Here is a 15744-nt window from a genome sequence, read left to right as displayed (position 1 = left end):
AATGAGTGAAGAACAAAAGCCTGCATTCAAAAGATCCGCAAAAACAAAAATCGCGATTTTGTTTTTACTGGCACTTCCAGTTGGCATCACTTACATGAACAATCAGTTCTCCAGCAGCCGAAAAATCGCCTCCACAGAGCAGGAAGCACAACTGGATACAGCACTAGCAAGCTCTGATCTTTCCGGCTCCAATCCCACGGAGTTTCAAAAAGCATTCAAGTATCAGCTTTTGAAAAATGCCAAGGTCACAGATTTCAGTGACGGCATGAGACTACATCTGGGTCATTTCTTTATGAGCGATGAAACGGGCGCAAAAATTTCTGTTTGCCATCGCTACCCTCGAATTGAATTGTCGTTTTCAGCTGAAGGCATGGCTGTTTCAGGTGACGTGCCACGCACCACTGTGCGCGGCTCGTGCCGGGTGGCTCCGGATGGTCTGCATCTGGAAGGTATTGTTGTGGATTTGCCAAAACAGCAGGATTACCAATGGGTCTGGACGGGAATCAAACTGTTCAGCGCAGACAAAACAGAGACTCTTGAAGTCTCTGGTTATGAAATCATTTCTGTTTTGGGCACTCCGCTGAATTTTAGCGAATAGGTACGAACTGCGGAAGATAGCGAACCTTGTCAGTGCCACGGGTTTGCGCCTCGTAAGCATCATAGGCTTTACGATTCTCCAGCACTTCCTTCTTCATTTCTTCATCGATTTGCTTGTTGCGGGCATCATTGCGGGTATCCACGGCCACCGCTGTTTGATCAGGGGCCGGTTGACTTACCTCGCCGATATAAATAGCCGAGCCATCCACGAATTGAACTTCTTTTTGAAAGCGAATGCGATTGTCATAGAAAGTATAGTACCAGCGGTCTTTACCCGACACGCGCTGAGTTTGATTGGGGCTGCCCATGATGTTCAATACATCATCTTTTTCCATACCAGGCTTTATGGATTCAAATTGCTTCAGCATAGACGTCTGACAGGCTGATGTGAACAGCCCTAGCAAGACGATTGGAATCGACATCAGTCGTAACATGCTTCCCCCACACCATTATAAGATAACAGTTTCAGCGTAGGACTGAAAGTTCAGCAAACCCCGCGTCTCAAATCAAGACGATTTATTTTTTTAGGATAACTGGCTCGGTCAACTCAGGCTCTTTTTGAACCTTTTTGGACGCTTTGGCAGAGTCTTCATTCTCTCCGGCCGCACGGCTCTTGGCCTCTTCCGGAGAGTCGTATTGCGTACGAACTTTCTTAAGAGTTTTATTTACTGAGGAAGACAGACTCATTTGGGATTCCATTTCATCCAGGGACTTCACCTCGATGCGTTCGTATTCCCTTTTTGTGGTCAGGCCTTTTTCAGGATAACGGTACTTCATCAGGCCGCGGGCCTGATTGTATTCATCCACGTTCTTTTTTAGATCCTTATGCAGGACCAGCATTTGCTTAACAATCTCGTTCACGGCCTTTGGATCTTTGGTGTGAGCTTTGGCCTCGATCAGTTTTTCGATTTCTTCTTTGCCGGATTTTACTTTAGCTTCCAAAGCTGAAACCCGGGCCGCTACCTTGTCATAGCTTTCTTCAGCTTTGACCTCGACCTTTGGGGCTTCTTCCTTCTTTTCCGCGCCCTCAGAGCCACCCTCTTCTGCAAAAGCGGCCACGGCAACAGACATCACCATCAATAAGACCAATAATGATTTAAGAACCAGAGAGAACATCTTGCCTCCACGAAACTTTAAAAGGCAGATATTTAATTCGGTTGATAAGCACAGAAGCTTTAGCTGGGCTTAAGCCCTTAATAACCAGACGGCCACCACCAATGTGAGTCAGTAACTCACTCACATTCCAGCCAAACTTGGAATCCGTGATGGCTTCTTTAAGTTGGTGCACCAGTTGACTGCTATCCAGCCCATCAATGATCACCGCGTACGAGAAATTTCCTGCAGATGTGTTGGCATTGGCAAACTCCAGAACATCTGCAAAGTTTGCATCGTCTGAAGTTTTAGGCTCAATGATCGGATCCGCTGGCTGATTCAAATTCTCAGTGTAATCAAAGCTTTCAGTGGCATTTATCTCGAATGCGGATTCAGACTCCGTCGCGGCTTCCGAAAGCTGCTCGGTGTACTGTTCAGTCAACGGCGTTGATTCAAATCCGTCCCCGGCATGTTCAGCGTTATATTCGCCAAAGGAGTCAGCCGCAACATCAGCATTTTGCTGATAATGAGGCTCTTCAGTCGGTTCTAAATATTGTTCAGGGATTTCCGGTTCTGCTTCGTGGGACGCAACCTCGGGTTGACCATCCCAGTTCACAAAGAAAACTGCCGCACACAAGGGACACGTAAAAAGTGTCCCTAAATGTTTATCCAGAATCTCTACTGGTTGTTGGCAGCTTGGACAATGGACCAATTATTTTTTTCCTTTGCCCGCTTTTTCCATACGACGGCGCTCTTCGCGATTCATCGGACGGTCATCAGCAGGGCCGCTTTGGAAAGTCACTCTGCGTTTTTGAGGCTCCTCAGAACCGCTCAAATCAGGAAGAGAATGGCCGATATCAGATTCATTCGGAGAAGAATAATCCAACTCGTCCAGATCCGATTCCTCAGGACGCAAACTTTCCAAAACTTCCTCTTCAGATTGCTGAGGTACAAGTTGAACGCGCATGATTTTTTCAATCGCGTCGCCCTTGATTGTGTTGTTCAATTTTTCAAAAGCCAGGAACGCTTCTTTTTTATACTCAATCAAAGGATCTTTTTGAGCGTAACCACGCAAGCCGATACCTTCTTTAAGTTTATCAATGATGGCCAAATGCATTTTCCAGTGATGGTCAATGGATTGAAGCAGGATCATCTTCTGAACTTGTTCAAAGAAAGGACCCATGGATTCTTTTTGACGGTCATACACGGCTTTAACACCGGCGCGAACCTGATCAATGATCATCTCGGAATTGATTGCTCTGTTTTCCAGGTCAATTCTGAAACCGAAAGTCTGAGCCAATGAGTTGTTCAAACCTTCAGTATTGATATCTTCTTTTTTACCGCCTTCAGGAACGTAAGTATCCAGGATATTTGAAACAACATCGCCCAACATATCCAACACAGAACGCTCAACCTCTTTGCCCTCAAGCAAATTACGGCGCATTCCATAGATCGCATTACGTTGGTTGTTCATGACAGTGTCGTAGTCCATCAAGTTTTTACGGATATCGAATTGATGACCTTCGACTTTACGTTGAGCACCCTCAACCGCGTTCGTCACCATTTTTGCTGTGATTGGTTCGTCCTCAGGGATATTCAACATTTCCATGATTTTCTGGATGCGCTCACCATTGAAGATGCGCATCAAATTGTCTTCCAAAGAAAGATAGAAACGAGACTCACCCGGATCGCCCTGACGACCAGAACGACCGCGCAGCTGATTATCGATACGACGAGATTCATGGCGTTCTGTACCGATGATGTAAAGACCACCCAACTCACGCACTTCCGCACGTTCTTTTTCAACCTGACCTTTTACCTTAGCCAATGCCTCTGTATATTCAGGAGACTCGTCATTACCAACTGCAGATTTCGCCAACATCTCGGCGTTACCACCCAACATGATGTCGGTACCACGACCAGCCATATTAGTTGCAATAGTTACAGAACCTTTACGACCCGCTTGAGCGATGATCTCGGCTTCGCGTTCGTGATGTTTGGCATTTAGAACTTCGTGCTTGATGCCTTCGTTACGAAGGAAACGGCTTAAAGATTCTGACTTTTCAATAGAAGCCGTACCCACCAGGATCGGTTGACCTTTAGTCGTGCGCTCTTTGATGTCTGCAGTGATCGCTTTGTATTTTGCTTTCTCTGACTTATAAACCACATCTTCTTCGTCAAGACGGCGGATGGGTTTATTGGTCGGAATCACGTTAACATCAAGGTTGTAGATCTTTTTAAACTCTACTGCTTCTGTATCCGCAGTACCTGTCATACCCGAAAGTTTTTCGTACATACGGAAGTAGTTTTGGAAAGTAATAGTCGCCAAAGTCTGGTTTTCAGACTTAACTTCAACGCCTTCCTTAGCTTCGATAGCCTGATGAAGACCATCTGACCAACGACGACCCGGCATCAAACGACCGGTGAATTCGTCCACGATCACGATTTCGCCATCTTTGATCATGTATTCCACATCAAGACGGTACAGATAGTGCGCTTTCAGACCCTGGTAAACGTGGTGAAGAAGCTCGATGTTTTGTGGATCGTAAAGATTGCCCACGCCCAACAACTCTTCAACCTTCGCATTTCCTTCATCCGTCAAAGAAGCCGTTTTGGACTTCTCTTCCATTGTAAAGTGCGTGTCGCGCTTCAAATGTGGAATGATGGAGTTCACGATTTGGTATTTTTCGGTGGAAGCTTCTGCCGGACCGGAAATGATCAGCGGCGTACGGGCTTCGTCAACCAGGATGGAGTCACACTCATCCACGATCGAATAGTAGTGAGGACGTTGAACATAGTCGTTTAGATCAAACTTCATGTTGTCACGAAGGTAGTCGAAACCAAGTTCATTGTTTGTGCAGTAAGTGATGTCACAAGCGTACATCTCTTTACGTTGCTGGTCGTTCAAACCGTGAACGATGATACCAGTTGTAAGACCCAACCAACCGTAAAGGCGGCCCATGTGTTCGGCGTCACGACGAACCAGGTAGTCATTCACTGTTACAACGTGCACACCGCGGCCAGTAAGTGCATTCAGGTAAACCGGCAAAGTTGCCACCAGGGTTTTACCTTCACCCGTTCTCATCTCGGCGATCTTGCCGCTGTTAAGAACGATACCACCGATCAACTGAACATCGTAATGGCGCATGCCCAAAACACGAATAGAAGCTTCACGGCAAACTGCAAATGCTTCCGGCAAAATGTCGTTAACAGTTTCGCCTTTTTTCAAACGCTCCTGGAACTCAGGAGTTTTTGCTTTTAGTTGTTCATCCGTGAGTGCCTTCATTTGTGGTTCCAAGGCATTGATACGATCAACCATAGGTTGGATCTTTTTCATTTCACGGTCGTGTTTCGTTCCGAATATTTTTGTAAGTATTTGCGTTACCATAGTGGCTAAGGATAGCTCGAAACAGATAGGTGCTGCAAGACAAGGGGGCTTTTTTTTGATGCGTCATTGACGCGAGATCACTCGGAAATTCGCAAACCCAGACTAAGGGCCAACACAGAGGAAGAAGAGCGAAAAAATAGTCTGAAAAAGTGAAAGGACCTTACTTGCATTAATGGATTTTAATCCCATATTGCGCAAGCACTTACAGTCACCGTTCGCAGTGCGAACTTTTATTTCGATGCGTAACTGATTTGTCTGACGCCTTCGTAGGCGGCGATCGCAACACTGGTTGCAAGATTCAAACTGCGTGAACCTTCACCGATCATTGGGATCGTGACAGTTTGATTTGGGAATTTCGCCAAAAGATCCGGATCGAGTCCTTTGGTTTCTTTGCCGAACACCAACCAATCACCGGATTGGTATTGCGGTTCGAAATAAGTACGTTTGGTTTTTGTCGTGAAGAACCACGCGCGCGCAGGATCCTCAACCAGCTTCCACCAGTCCTGGAAAGTTGCATGGTGATGCCAGGTCAGATGGGGCCAGTAATCCAGCCCCGCGCGCTTGACGTTTGTATCATTGATTTCAAAGCCCATCTTCCCAACGATGTGCAACTCACAGTTCGTAGCCACACAGGTGCGCCCGATATTCCCCGTGTTTTGCGGAATTTCGGGCTCAATCAATACGATGCGGAAGATTTTGTTCGAATTATCCAAGATGTCTAAATACCTCTTGGCCCAATTTGGATAGAGCCAGTCTGCGACCCTTATCGACGATCAACTCAAGGTTCATCAGCTCACGATAAAGAGTCAAATCAATGGGTACGATCTCACGACCTGTGGAACGGCCCAGGCGTTGAATATAAGTCGACTGTTTTTCAGTCAACTTAGTTGTCATCAAAGGTTGATCTTCGATGGATTTTTTCCAATCTCCACCCTCGATAACAGCGGCATTCACCGGAAGCTTTAAAGGATTTAGAAAGTAAGTCCATGCCTTTACGGGGCCCGAACTGCCCTCGATGTACACATCGACTTCTTCTCTGGAGTAAAGGCTCTTGTCTGGATCCATCTTATTGTAGCCGTAAAACTCGTCCAGCAAGTTGATCAATAGATCAGATGCTCTTAGCTCCACAAGTTGTCCCGGTACAAGATCAGCTCCGCCTTTTACAAGCGCAGGATAGCCGACTTTTAAGCGATAAGCCTTGGCCTTAATTCTGGCAAAGCTCAATGATTCCACGAAGTTCTGAATCTTAGAGTAATGAACCATCCCCTCGGTCAATGATCCATATACGAAAAAACGTGTTGCAGTCATAATCCCCCCGATCTGACAACAATAGTGGTTTTCCGAATCCGAAGCGCTGCTCAAAAAAGCGGCGCGGACGGGCTGTGTACCAAAAACAACTAGAGTGCTCAACCTAGAATTGCTTATCGTTTCGCGTTATATGAAAATTAAAATAATAAAATCGCTTGAGTCTTTTTTGCTTTATTTAAAGCGTTTGCTATCCTTTCTAGCGACAGCTGCAGGACATCCATTTTAGACGATTACAGGACCCATGAAAAAATTAGAGGCCATCATAAAACCCTTCAAGCTCGACGACGTTGTCGATGCACTTTCGGAAGTTGGAATTGAAGGGATCACTGTCTCTGAAGTTCGTGGATTTGGGCGCCAAAAAGGGCGCACTGAAGTTTACAAAGGTGCCGAGTACGTTGTTGATTTTCTTCCCAAGATAAAACTGGAAGTCGTGTTGCCAGACGCATTGGTTGACAGTGCCGTTGAAGCAATTCGCAAAACTGCCCATACCGGAAAAATCGGTGATGGGAAAATTTTCGTATTGCCAGTGGAGTCCGCCCTAAGAATTCGTACGGGCGAAAAGGACGAAGAGGCGCTTTAGCGAAGCTAAAGCGCCCGCCGAAGCCTTGGCGAAGGTGGACCGATTTTAAGTTGTTTTATTTTTTTGCAAGGAGACGCAAATGACTGCGAAGGAAGCTTTAAAGTTCGCGCATGAACAAGGTGCGAAAATGGTAGATCTTAAGTTCTGTGACATGATCGGAACTTGGCAACACTTAACCATTCCTCTTCACCAGCTTGAAGAAGAATCTTTTGAAAATGGATTCGGCTTTGACGGAAGCTCTATTCGTGGCTGGAGAGGTATTGAAGAATCTGACATGATTATCAAACCTGACGCCAAAACAGCGATGATGGATCCATTCATGGAAATGCCAACATTGTCTTTGATTTGCGACGTCTGCCTGCCGGAAACCTTGCAGCCTTACGATCGTGATCCACGTCAAATCGTAAAGAAAGCAATCGCCTACATGCAGTCAACAGGCATTGCTGACACTGCTTACTTCGGGCCTGAAGCTGAATTCTTTATCTTTGACGATGTACGCTTCGAACAAACCTCCAACTCCGCATTCTATATGGTCGACAGCAACGAGGCTGTATGGAACACAGGCCGCGATGAAGGCGGAGCCAATCTGGGTTATAAAATCCGCTCTAAAGAAGGTTACTTCCCTGCACTTCCGACGGACACCTTGCAAGACATCCGCTCTGAAATTTGCGAAGAGATGGAACGTTGTGGAATGCGCGTAGAGCGCCATCACCACGAAGTGGCTTCTGCAGGACAATGTGAAATCAACTTCCAATTCGATACAGCGCTTAACATGGGCGACAAGATGATGTGGTTCAAATACATCGTTAAGAACGTTTGTGCCCGACATGGAAAAACTGCGACCTTCATGCCAAAACCTATCTTTGGCGACAACGGTTCAGGAATGCACATTCATATGTCTTTGTGGAAAGATGGTAAAAATCTTTTTGCAGGAAACAAATACGCTGGACTGTCTGAAATGGCGCTTCACTACATTGGCGGCGTACTAAAACATGCGCCAGCATTGTGTGGCATTATCAACCCAACGACAAATTCTTATAAACGTTTGGTTCCAGGTTTTGAAGCTCCTACAAAACTGGCATACAGCTTTAAAAACCGTTCGGCGGCAATGCGTATTCCAAACTCCGGTCCAAATCCAAAAGCGAAGCGTATTGAATTCCGCACTCCAGATCCAACTGCGAATATCTATTTGGCAGAAGCAGCCATCTTGATGGCTGGTTTGGATGGCATCATCAATAAAATTAATCCGGGTGATCCATTGGATAAAGATATCTATGGGTTACCGCCACAGGAAGCCGCGGCGATTCCATCTGTTCCGGGAACTTTGGAAGAATCCTTGAATAATTTGGTAAATAATTGCAACTTCTTGAAAAAAGGCGATGTTTTCAGTGATGACTTGATTGATACCTGGGTGCAGTACAAAATCGACAAAGAAGTTCGTCCAGTACAGCAAAGACCAGTTCCTTACGAGTTCCACTTGTACTACGATTGTTAATAGTATTTTTCCTGGAGATTAAATGGCATCTGACGACGTAAGAAATTATATGGGCTATTTGTGGTACCGCCAAGAAGATGGCGTGATCACAATCGGTATCAACGAAGACGGACTGGAGGATTTCGATTCCATCAGTTCTGTAGACCTCCCTGCTGAACAAGAGGAAGTGGATACAGAAGCCGTGATCGGAACAATTGAAACCAGCGACGGCCCGCTGGACATTTATTCTCCAGTAGACGGAACTGTTATCGAAATCAACACACAAGTGATCGACGACCCTTCCATCATAATGGAAGACCCTTACGAAGAGGGTTGGTTGGTACGCATTGAATCCTCAGACGAAGACGATGAGGACGAAGATGAAGACGACGAGGATGATGAGGACGACGAAGACGATGAAGATTATGATGACGAGGACGAAGACTAGTCCGGTCATTGATGAATCCCCGGGAAACCGGGGATTTTTTTTGCCTGAAATCCTATTGAATTCTTAAGACCAGAAGTGGACACCCCAGGTGTCCCAGCAAGGATTGCGTCGTGGATCCCCACGCCAATCGGTAGCGAAGCCCCCTGGCCGGAGAAGTAACCACCGTGACCCAGATGCCATGACGTTTTCCGTACTCTGCAAGCGTGTTGGCGACACTTCCATCTTCTTTTACGACTTCCATGACACAATCTATATCGAATCTTTGCAGCGCAACTGCCGTGTCATGCAGAACTTCGCGGATACGGTCAAAATCCGAAACTTTTCTTCCTTTTGCTGAAGGCATTGTTTTCTTTCGGGTGACATGAACCAGATGTACTTTTGCCTTCATCGGCTTCGCCACCCAACTGAACCGTCGAAGAGCTTTAGCAGTGGGTGGTGCCTCAGAATCCACCGCTAAAAGAACTTTGGGCTCACTGCGTGGAGTAAAATCAACAGGTCCTCGTACATTCACAACCAACAACGGCACTGGTGAAAGCAACGCAGCTGTTACAGGAATTCCTTCCAGCGACCAGCGACTTGAGATGTGTTTAATATCCACACCCAAGATCAGAATCTGCGCGCGTTTTTTAAAGGCCCAGCTTGCCATCGAACGCACAACTTCTTCATCGCCCGAGGAGTGACATTCCAACACGTCGATATCCGCAAACTTGATTCTGCAGTCGATGCCGTGCTCTAACGACTTTCGCACATCTTTGAAAATTTTTTCCCGACGTTGGTCATACTCATCCGGAGAATATGGAAAGTAACTTTGATGAATAACAGAGAGAACGAAAATTTCATCAAACAATCCCTGGGCGTGCAGATTGCTAATCTGCTCGCAGAAGTTCTTTAAGGAACCATTTTCTGCCGCTCTGGGATTTAGAGCGACCACCGCACGGTTCATCTTGAATTCCTTTCCAGTTGGAATCTCTGATCAGGTTAGCACAATTCACTGGAGTTTTTGTTGTACATCAACAAATTGACAGCACTTTCGCTAATTTGAAATCATGACCCATGACGTGGTGGATAGCTGCTTTCTTTATAATCGCTTTCCTTGCCCCATTTGCAATTCGGCTTCCCAGATTGGCTTGGAAAGTTCTGTTCGCCATTCCCTTCGCGATCACGTTTGCCGAAGCGCTGACTCCTTTCATTCATAAATACTGGAGAGTTCCTCACAACGGACTTTCGAATTTCTTTGTCTGCATAGTTATGGGCATCGGCTTCTTTGTTAGCATTTATGCCGGATCGTACTTTTCAAAAGCAGACGCAAAAAAGTTTTTTCCCCTTCTATTCATTTTCGCAGGATCCATGCTGGGAGTACTTTGGAGCGACAACATCTATGTCTTCTTTACTTTCTGGGAAGCCACGGCTCTTTGTTCATTCCTGTTAATTGCCTTTCACTTTAAAGATGCAGAAACACGCAACAGCGCCAGACAGGCATTGCTAATCAATGCCGCAGGAGGGTTGGCCTTGCTAAGTGCCCTGCTGCTATTGTCACAAAATGCAGGAACTACATCCCTGTCTCAGATCGTAACCTCGACAACGTCAGTGGGGTCTGACAGAGTACTTCTGACTTTGCTTTTGATTTTTGCGGCAATCACTAAATCCGCGCAGTTTCCATTTCATATCTGGCTTCCAGGTGCGATGAAAGCTCCCACTCCGGCAAGCTGCTATCTGCATTCTGCAACGCTGGTGAAACTGGGCGCTTTCCTGCTGGTGCGTTTTTCTCCGCTTTTTGAAGGAACGACTCTTTGGACCGTTCTTCTGTGCTCGATCGGCAGCATAACTGCCCTTGGCGCACTCTTCATGTCTTTGCTCCGTTCAGATTTAAAGCAGCTATTTGCATGGACAACCGTGAGCGCCCTGGGATCCATCTTTGTTCTGGTAGGAATTCCCTATGAATATTCCTGGAAGGCATTCTTTTCATACGTTCTGGCCCACAGCTGCTACAAGGCAAGCCTTTTCATGTGTGTGGGAAACATCGACAAACAGATCGGAACTCGCAACATCTACAACATCACAAACCTGATTCGCCGCATGCCCATGACTTCGACGGCGATGATTCTATCACTGGGATCTATGATTGGTTTCCCTTTCAGCTTGGGATTCCTGGGCAAAGAATACCTTCTTACTTCTGCATTGTTGCTAAAGGGTCCCGGTACTTTACTGATTATGGTCCTGGTCGGATCCGGGGCGCTTTCAATCGTAGTTGCATATCGACTTTTAAAGCTGATCACCAGAAGAGATCTTCGCCCCCATTCGGAAATCCTGCGTGAAGCAAAACCCGCGATGTGGCTGCCAGCTCTGTGTTTGGCAGCGACCGGTTGGATTCTGAATTTATTCCTGGATGAAATTAACGAATACTTCTTAAGCCCTATCGTTTCTTCGATTCTGTTAAAGGGCGTGGAGTTGCAGCTTAAGGTGTGGACCGGATTCAACGCGGGCCTTTTATTAAGTATCACCACCTTCGTACTTGGTGGGATTCTATCCTTTGTTTTCTATAAGTATCTTGTTCATCTGGAACTGTGGGTTCGATTTGATAAGAAGGCCCAGGAAAAGAAATTTCTTTTTGCAAAGCTTTGCAAGCAGACCACTTACTATCTGCAAAACGGAAGACTTACGTTTTATATGATTTGGGTCGTGGTTGCGATGTTTGTTTGGGGAGTGATGGGCTCCTTCTCGATGAACGGATTTGCCTCCGGATTAAACTGGATAGACGACTCATGGACGCCGGAACAGACACTTGCAATCGCACTGGTGGCATCCGGACTTTACCCTCTTCTAAAAAGCACAAACAATCTGATTCAGATTATGGGATTGGGATTAGTGGGTTACGGAATCGGATTACAGTTCCTACTGGCAGATTCACCTGATCTTGCCATGACTCAACTCGCAGTTGAAACCGTGTCACTGTTGATCTTTGCCTACTGCCTTAAGTACGTTCGCTCGCCGTCTCTGCATCTCCCGACGGGATATCAGGTTATTAGAATCCTGGTTACTTCCCTCGGTTTTGTTTTTGCCTTGGTGTTGGTGACTTTGCTGGAAACGGGGCGCGTTCCATCCCGCATTTCACCATTCCTGCTGGAGAATGCACCGACACTGGGCAGGGGTCTTAATGTCGTGAATGTCACGCTGGTGGATTTCAGGGCGCTGGATACTTTCGGGGAGATCACGGTTCTTAGCATCGTGGCTCTTGGCACCTACTTCCTATTTTCCAGAGCCAGAAAAGTTCCCGAACGCTTCTATCACTCTGTCATTGTCGATCGCGCCACGCAGATTTTCATTGTCCTGTTTTCACTGACTTCTCTTTACATTCTTTTCAGAGGACACAATGCTCCCGGCGGAGGATTTGTAGGCGGTCTGATTTATGGGATCGCCGTGGGATTCTATGCATTGGTGTTTGGTGAAGAGAAAGCTTTAAAATTTTTATCAGGCTCAACAGTGCGGTGGTTATATGCCGGTCTGGGGCTTTGTCTTTTTTCCGGGTTGCTATCCTTCACATTCAAGGGCGAAGCGCCATTCACCAGCATTTGGTTGTCAGCATTACCGAGCATTGGAACACCTCTGCTCTTTGATGTAGGAGTCTATCTGGTAATTATCGGTGTGATCACTACAATCGCGTTCTCTCTAAATGGAAGGAGGGAGCATTGATTATAAGTGCCGTATCACTATTAATCGCTGCCATCTTTGCGTCAGGGATCTGGTTGCTATTTTCCAGACAATGGCTGGGAACGATCATAGGTCTGCTAATGCTGAGCCATGCAATCAACTTGCTTATTTTAAATAGCGGCTCCATGAACGACCCCCTACCCCAGGCCCTGATTCTTACAGCAATTGTCATTGGCCTTGCGACACAAACTGTTTTGTTGGTTCTTGCCTACTTTGCAAAACGCTATCAAAACGTCAGTGACCTCAACAGTCTAAAGGAGAAAGAATGATCGCATATCCTCTCCTTGCCTGTTTCTTTTTGGGGGTTACCAGCTTTTTCTTAAAAGAGCACCTGCGAGCCCAGCGCATATTGGCAGTGCTGGGTTCATTCTCTGTGCTGATGATCAGTGCTCTTCAAGCCGTCGTTGTATTCAATGCGGGTTCACAACATTTATCCTTCGGGGGGTGGCAGCCGCCTTATGGCATTTCATTTCACATCGATTTATTAAGCGCGATCCTAATCTGTGTTTCCGCCTTTATCTACTTTTGCGGGACCACGGCCTCAGTAGCTGCGAAAATTTCCAAGGCTGAACTTCGCGGTTATTATCCGCTTTTTCATTTCCTTATGTTTGGAATATTCGGAGCATTCTCGACTGGCGATCTTTTCAATCTTTACGTTTGGTTTGAGGTTTTGCTGTTTTCATCTTTCTTTCTAGTCACAGTTAACGGAAAACAAAGAGCTTTTGCCGGCGGTTTCAAGTATGCAGCGATGAATGTCCTGGCTTCATTGGTTTTCTTATCAGGTGTGGCACTTATCTATAGCAGCACGGGAACCCTGAGTCTTTTGCAGCTAAAAAGTATTAATGCCGCCAGCGCCTCGCCCACACTTCTAATTGGCATTGGTATTTTATCCATCGCCTTTTTGACGAAGGCAGCAATCTTTCCTTTTCATTTCTGGCTTCCAGCCTCGTATCCCCTGACGGCCACTCCCATTGTCGCAGTCTTTTCTGGTTTACTTACCAAGGTGGGTGTCTATGGTTTGTTGCGGGTTTTAGCGCCATTTAATGATTCAATGCCGCTGGCTCTTTCACTAGCACTTCAGTTGATGGCATTAGCATCGATGATTTTCGGCGTTCTGGGGGCGCTCTCTCAGGATAATATGAAAGGCATTCTGGCGTTTCATAGTATTTCACAACTTGGATATATCCTTTTGGCCTTTACCTTGAATACCCAACTGGGAATTGCCGCGTGTGTCTTTTATATGGCTCACCACATGCTGGTAAAAACGAATCTGTTTTTAATTGTTTCCAGCATAGAAACCACTGAAGGAAGCACTGCTATCGCCAAGGTCGGCGGACTTCTGCAAAAGTCACCGCTGCTTGCGGTTCTTTTTGCTATTCCGGCATTGTCTCTCGCCGGGATTCCTCCCCTGATGGGTTTTTGGGCAAAGGTTTTTACAATTCAAGGTCTACTTCAAAATCGAAGTATTGCTGCCGTGCTAATAAGTCTCGCGGTCAGCTTACTGACAATGATGTCGATGCTAAAAATATGGTTGGGCGTATTCTGGAAACCGGCTCCGGATGAAACTTTGCCCGCAAAGAACTCTTACATGAAAAACTGGGTCCTTTTGCCGCTTGCTCTTTTAGCGGCAGCTTCGATTCTGCTGGGAGCTTTCTCGGGATCCGGCCTGGCCATAGTTCAACAGGTCGCAACTAAGATTATGAGCAAGGAATCGCTATGAACATTTTTAAAAAACTAATCCTGATATTTGAATTAGCGGTGATCTTCATTTTCGAATTTATTGTTGCTGTCGTTCAGGTCGCAGCTTGGGTATTTCGCCCCAACTCGGGGTTAAAACCTGTAATTGTTCGAATGAATACAGTTTTGAAAACTCCGACCTCATTGTGGATGCTATACATGATCATCTCCCTGACCCCGGGTTCTTTGGTGGTGGATCTTTCTCAAGACAGTTCCATTCTTTATATTCATTTCTTTCATGCACCTGATCCCGAAAAGTCGATCAGCACTCTTCGTCGGCGATTCGAGGGACGCCTGCACCAACTCTTTTCTACGGAGAAAATATGATCTCGGCATTATTCATATTTTTGATTTTTGCCGCTGGCTGCGCTGCCATTCGCTTTTTGCGTGGTCCCAGTCAAGCAGATCGCATCATTGTCTTTGATCTTCTGACAGCGATCCTGATTGCTGGAGCAGTTCTTATCGCAATTGTCCTGGATGACATTCACGTGATGAGTCTTGTAATCGTGCTTTCAATTCTTTCATTTGTCGGAACATCCGTCCTGGCATTCTATCTTGAAAAGAACCGGAGGAAACCATGAGTCTGCCAGTGCAAGTGTGTTTAATATTGGGCACGCTATTAATAGTCATATCTGCTTTGGGTGCACTAAAGTTTCCCGACACCTTAACCCGCATGGCGGCCATCACCAAGGCCTCGACCATGGGAGCCCTTTGCTTTTGTGTGGCAGGGGCTTTGCATTTTCAGAATTTGGAAATCGCCATCGCACTGTTGGCGTCTTCATTGATTTTAAGCTTTGGAATTCCGATCAGCTCGTTTCTGATCAGCCGATGCCGAGTTCACGAGGATTCAAAAAGATATCCCCTTCGACTTGAAAGAAATGACCACCTGGAAGATCGTTAAGGAGTCATATCCTTTTTGTACTGTTTGGGTAGCAGATCTTTTAAAGCGACAAAGGATTGTTCAAGCTGTTTGAATCTGGGAGTGCCCACACAACCTTTTTCGCTTTGGCTCTTCTTGCCACCTTTTGCAACCTTAAGTGTGTATTCTCCAGCGGTGCACTTGGATGTTGCTGACTTTTCAAGCTTCAATAGGGTCTTCATCGCTGGCTCACCTTTTTTCCAGTTCGCCTTTTTAACTTCTTCACCATTTACGCGAATTGTATCTTTTTGAACGTGCAGTGATTCACGGATTTTTTTGCCGCTAAGTTCATAATTGAAATAAACTACACCACGATAGGGTTGAGTTTCTTTGATCTCTTTTTTTGGCGCTGCAAATGCCGAAAATGAAACTACTGTGATTAGTGCAATCAGAATTCTTTTCACCGAAACCATCCTTATTCAAATCCAATATATGAAGAATACTAACGGATACGAAATATGGCAACCCAAGGGGTCCAGAAGTCCCATTTCTT

18 protein-coding genes are annotated in these 15744 nt (G+C 46.0%); 10 read left to right on the top strand and 8 right to left on the bottom strand.

Going from position 1 to position 15744, the window contains the following annotated elements; genetic code table 11:
* Position 1 precedes the first annotated feature (1 nt).
* Positions 2–598, top strand: coding sequence for a hypothetical protein (locus ACLVWU_RS01225; protein ID WP_413576638.1), 597 nt, complete (start codon positions 2–4; stop codon positions 596–598).
* Here ACLVWU_RS01225 and bamE read toward each other — a convergent pair.
* The 6 genes from bamE to ACLVWU_RS01195 all read right to left on the bottom strand — a co-directional run bounded on the left by bamE (position 588) and on the right by ACLVWU_RS01195 (position 6385).
* Positions 588–1031 carry an outer membrane protein assembly factor BamE gene (gene bamE / locus ACLVWU_RS01220; protein ID WP_413576637.1) on the bottom strand — a complete coding sequence of 148 codons (444 nt, stop codon included), beginning with the start codon at positions 1029–1031 and terminating at the stop codon, positions 588–590. The two genes, ACLVWU_RS01225 and bamE, sit on opposite strands and share 11 nt — an antisense overlap.
* An 82-nt stretch (positions 1032–1113) precedes the next feature.
* On the bottom strand, positions 1114–1713 hold the full coding sequence (locus ACLVWU_RS01215; RefSeq protein WP_413576636.1) for a hypothetical protein: 600 nt from the start codon (positions 1711–1713) through the stop codon (positions 1114–1116).
* Positions 1694–2305 (bottom strand): hypothetical protein, encoded by a 612-nt coding sequence (locus ACLVWU_RS01210; protein ID WP_413576635.1) that lies wholly within the window; start codon positions 2303–2305, stop codon positions 1694–1696. Before ACLVWU_RS01210 ends, ACLVWU_RS01215 begins: the two co-directional genes overlap by 20 nt.
* Positions 2306–2401: 96 nt before the next feature.
* Positions 2402–5077 carry a preprotein translocase subunit SecA gene (gene secA, locus ACLVWU_RS01205; protein WP_413576634.1) on the bottom strand — a complete coding sequence of 892 codons (2676 nt, stop codon included), beginning with the start codon at positions 5075–5077 and terminating at the stop codon, positions 2402–2404.
* A gap of 230 nt (positions 5078–5307) precedes the next feature.
* Complete coding sequence (locus ACLVWU_RS01200) at positions 5308–5790, bottom strand: tRNA (cytidine(34)-2'-O)-methyltransferase (RefSeq protein WP_413576633.1); 483 nt, start codon at positions 5788–5790, stop codon at positions 5308–5310.
* Positions 5783–6385, bottom strand: a complete 603-nt coding sequence (locus ACLVWU_RS01195) for a gamma-glutamylcyclotransferase (protein WP_413576632.1) — start codon at positions 6383–6385, stop codon at positions 5783–5785. The genes ACLVWU_RS01200 and ACLVWU_RS01195 overlap by 8 nt, the downstream gene beginning before the upstream one ends.
* 241 nt (positions 6386–6626) lie before the next feature.
* Here ACLVWU_RS01195 and ACLVWU_RS01190 point away from each other — a divergent pair, with 241 nt between their 5' ends.
* The 3 genes from ACLVWU_RS01190 (at position 6627) to ACLVWU_RS01180 (ending at position 8887) form a co-directional block, all read left to right on the top strand.
* Positions 6627–6965 (top strand): P-II family nitrogen regulator, encoded by a 339-nt coding sequence (locus ACLVWU_RS01190; protein ID WP_413576631.1) that lies wholly within the window; start codon positions 6627–6629, stop codon positions 6963–6965.
* A 79-nt stretch (positions 6966–7044) separates the two neighbouring features.
* On the top strand, positions 7045–8460 hold the full coding sequence (glnA, locus tag ACLVWU_RS01185) for a type I glutamate--ammonia ligase (RefSeq protein WP_413576630.1): 1416 nt from the start codon (positions 7045–7047) through the stop codon (positions 8458–8460).
* Between the two features lie 22 nt (positions 8461–8482).
* The gene (locus tag ACLVWU_RS01180; protein WP_413576629.1) at positions 8483–8887 is read left to right on the top strand and encodes a glycine cleavage system protein H; all 405 of its coding nucleotides are present in this window, start codon (positions 8483–8485) and stop codon (positions 8885–8887) included.
* A 52-nt stretch (positions 8888–8939) separates the two neighbouring features.
* Here the strand turns inward: ACLVWU_RS01180 and ACLVWU_RS01175 are convergent, their stop codons facing one another.
* Positions 8940–9830 (bottom strand): universal stress protein, encoded by an 891-nt coding sequence (locus ACLVWU_RS01175; RefSeq protein WP_413576628.1) that lies wholly within the window; start codon positions 9828–9830, stop codon positions 8940–8942.
* Between the two features lie 179 nt (positions 9831–10009).
* On the opposite strand from ACLVWU_RS01175, the gene mbhE reads away from it, so the two are divergent.
* From mbhE to ACLVWU_RS01145, 6 genes are read left to right on the top strand one after another with little or no spacing between them, the layout of a single operon-like run.
* Positions 10010–12577, top strand: coding sequence for a hydrogen gas-evolving membrane-bound hydrogenase subunit E (mbhE, locus tag ACLVWU_RS01170; protein WP_413576627.1), 2568 nt, complete (start codon positions 10010–10012; stop codon positions 12575–12577).
* Positions 12574–12864 carry a sodium:proton antiporter gene (locus tag ACLVWU_RS01165; RefSeq protein ID WP_413576626.1) on the top strand — a complete coding sequence of 97 codons (291 nt, stop codon included), beginning with the start codon at positions 12574–12576 and terminating at the stop codon, positions 12862–12864. The genes mbhE and ACLVWU_RS01165 overlap by 4 nt, the downstream gene beginning before the upstream one ends.
* A complete protein-coding gene (locus tag ACLVWU_RS01160; RefSeq protein ID WP_413576625.1) occupies positions 12861–14315 on the top strand; it encodes a complex I subunit 5 family protein in 1455 nt (484 codons plus the stop codon). Before ACLVWU_RS01165 ends, ACLVWU_RS01160 begins: the two co-directional genes overlap by 4 nt.
* Entirely contained in the window at positions 14312–14659 is a 348-nt protein-coding gene (locus tag ACLVWU_RS01155) for a Na+/H+ antiporter subunit E (RefSeq protein ID WP_413576624.1), read from the top strand. The genes ACLVWU_RS01160 and ACLVWU_RS01155 overlap by 4 nt, the downstream gene beginning before the upstream one ends.
* Positions 14656–14913: a monovalent cation/H+ antiporter complex subunit F gene (locus tag ACLVWU_RS01150; protein ID WP_413576623.1), complete on the top strand. Its 258-nt coding sequence runs from the start codon at positions 14656–14658 to the stop codon at positions 14911–14913. The genes ACLVWU_RS01155 and ACLVWU_RS01150 overlap by 4 nt, the downstream gene beginning before the upstream one ends.
* Positions 14910–15233 carry a cation:proton antiporter gene (locus tag ACLVWU_RS01145; RefSeq protein WP_413576622.1) on the top strand — a complete coding sequence of 108 codons (324 nt, stop codon included), beginning with the start codon at positions 14910–14912 and terminating at the stop codon, positions 15231–15233. The genes ACLVWU_RS01150 and ACLVWU_RS01145 overlap by 4 nt, the downstream gene beginning before the upstream one ends.
* On the opposite strand, the gene ACLVWU_RS01140 is transcribed toward ACLVWU_RS01145, so the two are convergent.
* Complete coding sequence (locus ACLVWU_RS01140) at positions 15230–15655, bottom strand: hypothetical protein (protein ID WP_413576621.1); 426 nt, start codon at positions 15653–15655, stop codon at positions 15230–15232. The genes ACLVWU_RS01145 and ACLVWU_RS01140 overlap by 4 nt on opposite strands.
* Between the last annotated feature and the right edge of the window lie 89 nt (positions 15656–15744).

The organism is Bdellovibrio sp. HCB290 (assembly GCF_047305925.1).
In the GTDB taxonomy this organism is placed as follows: Bacteria; Bdellovibrionota; Bdellovibrionia; order Bdellovibrionales; family Bdellovibrionaceae; genus Bdellovibrio.
This window is presented reverse-complemented; position numbering and strand designations above follow the sequence as displayed.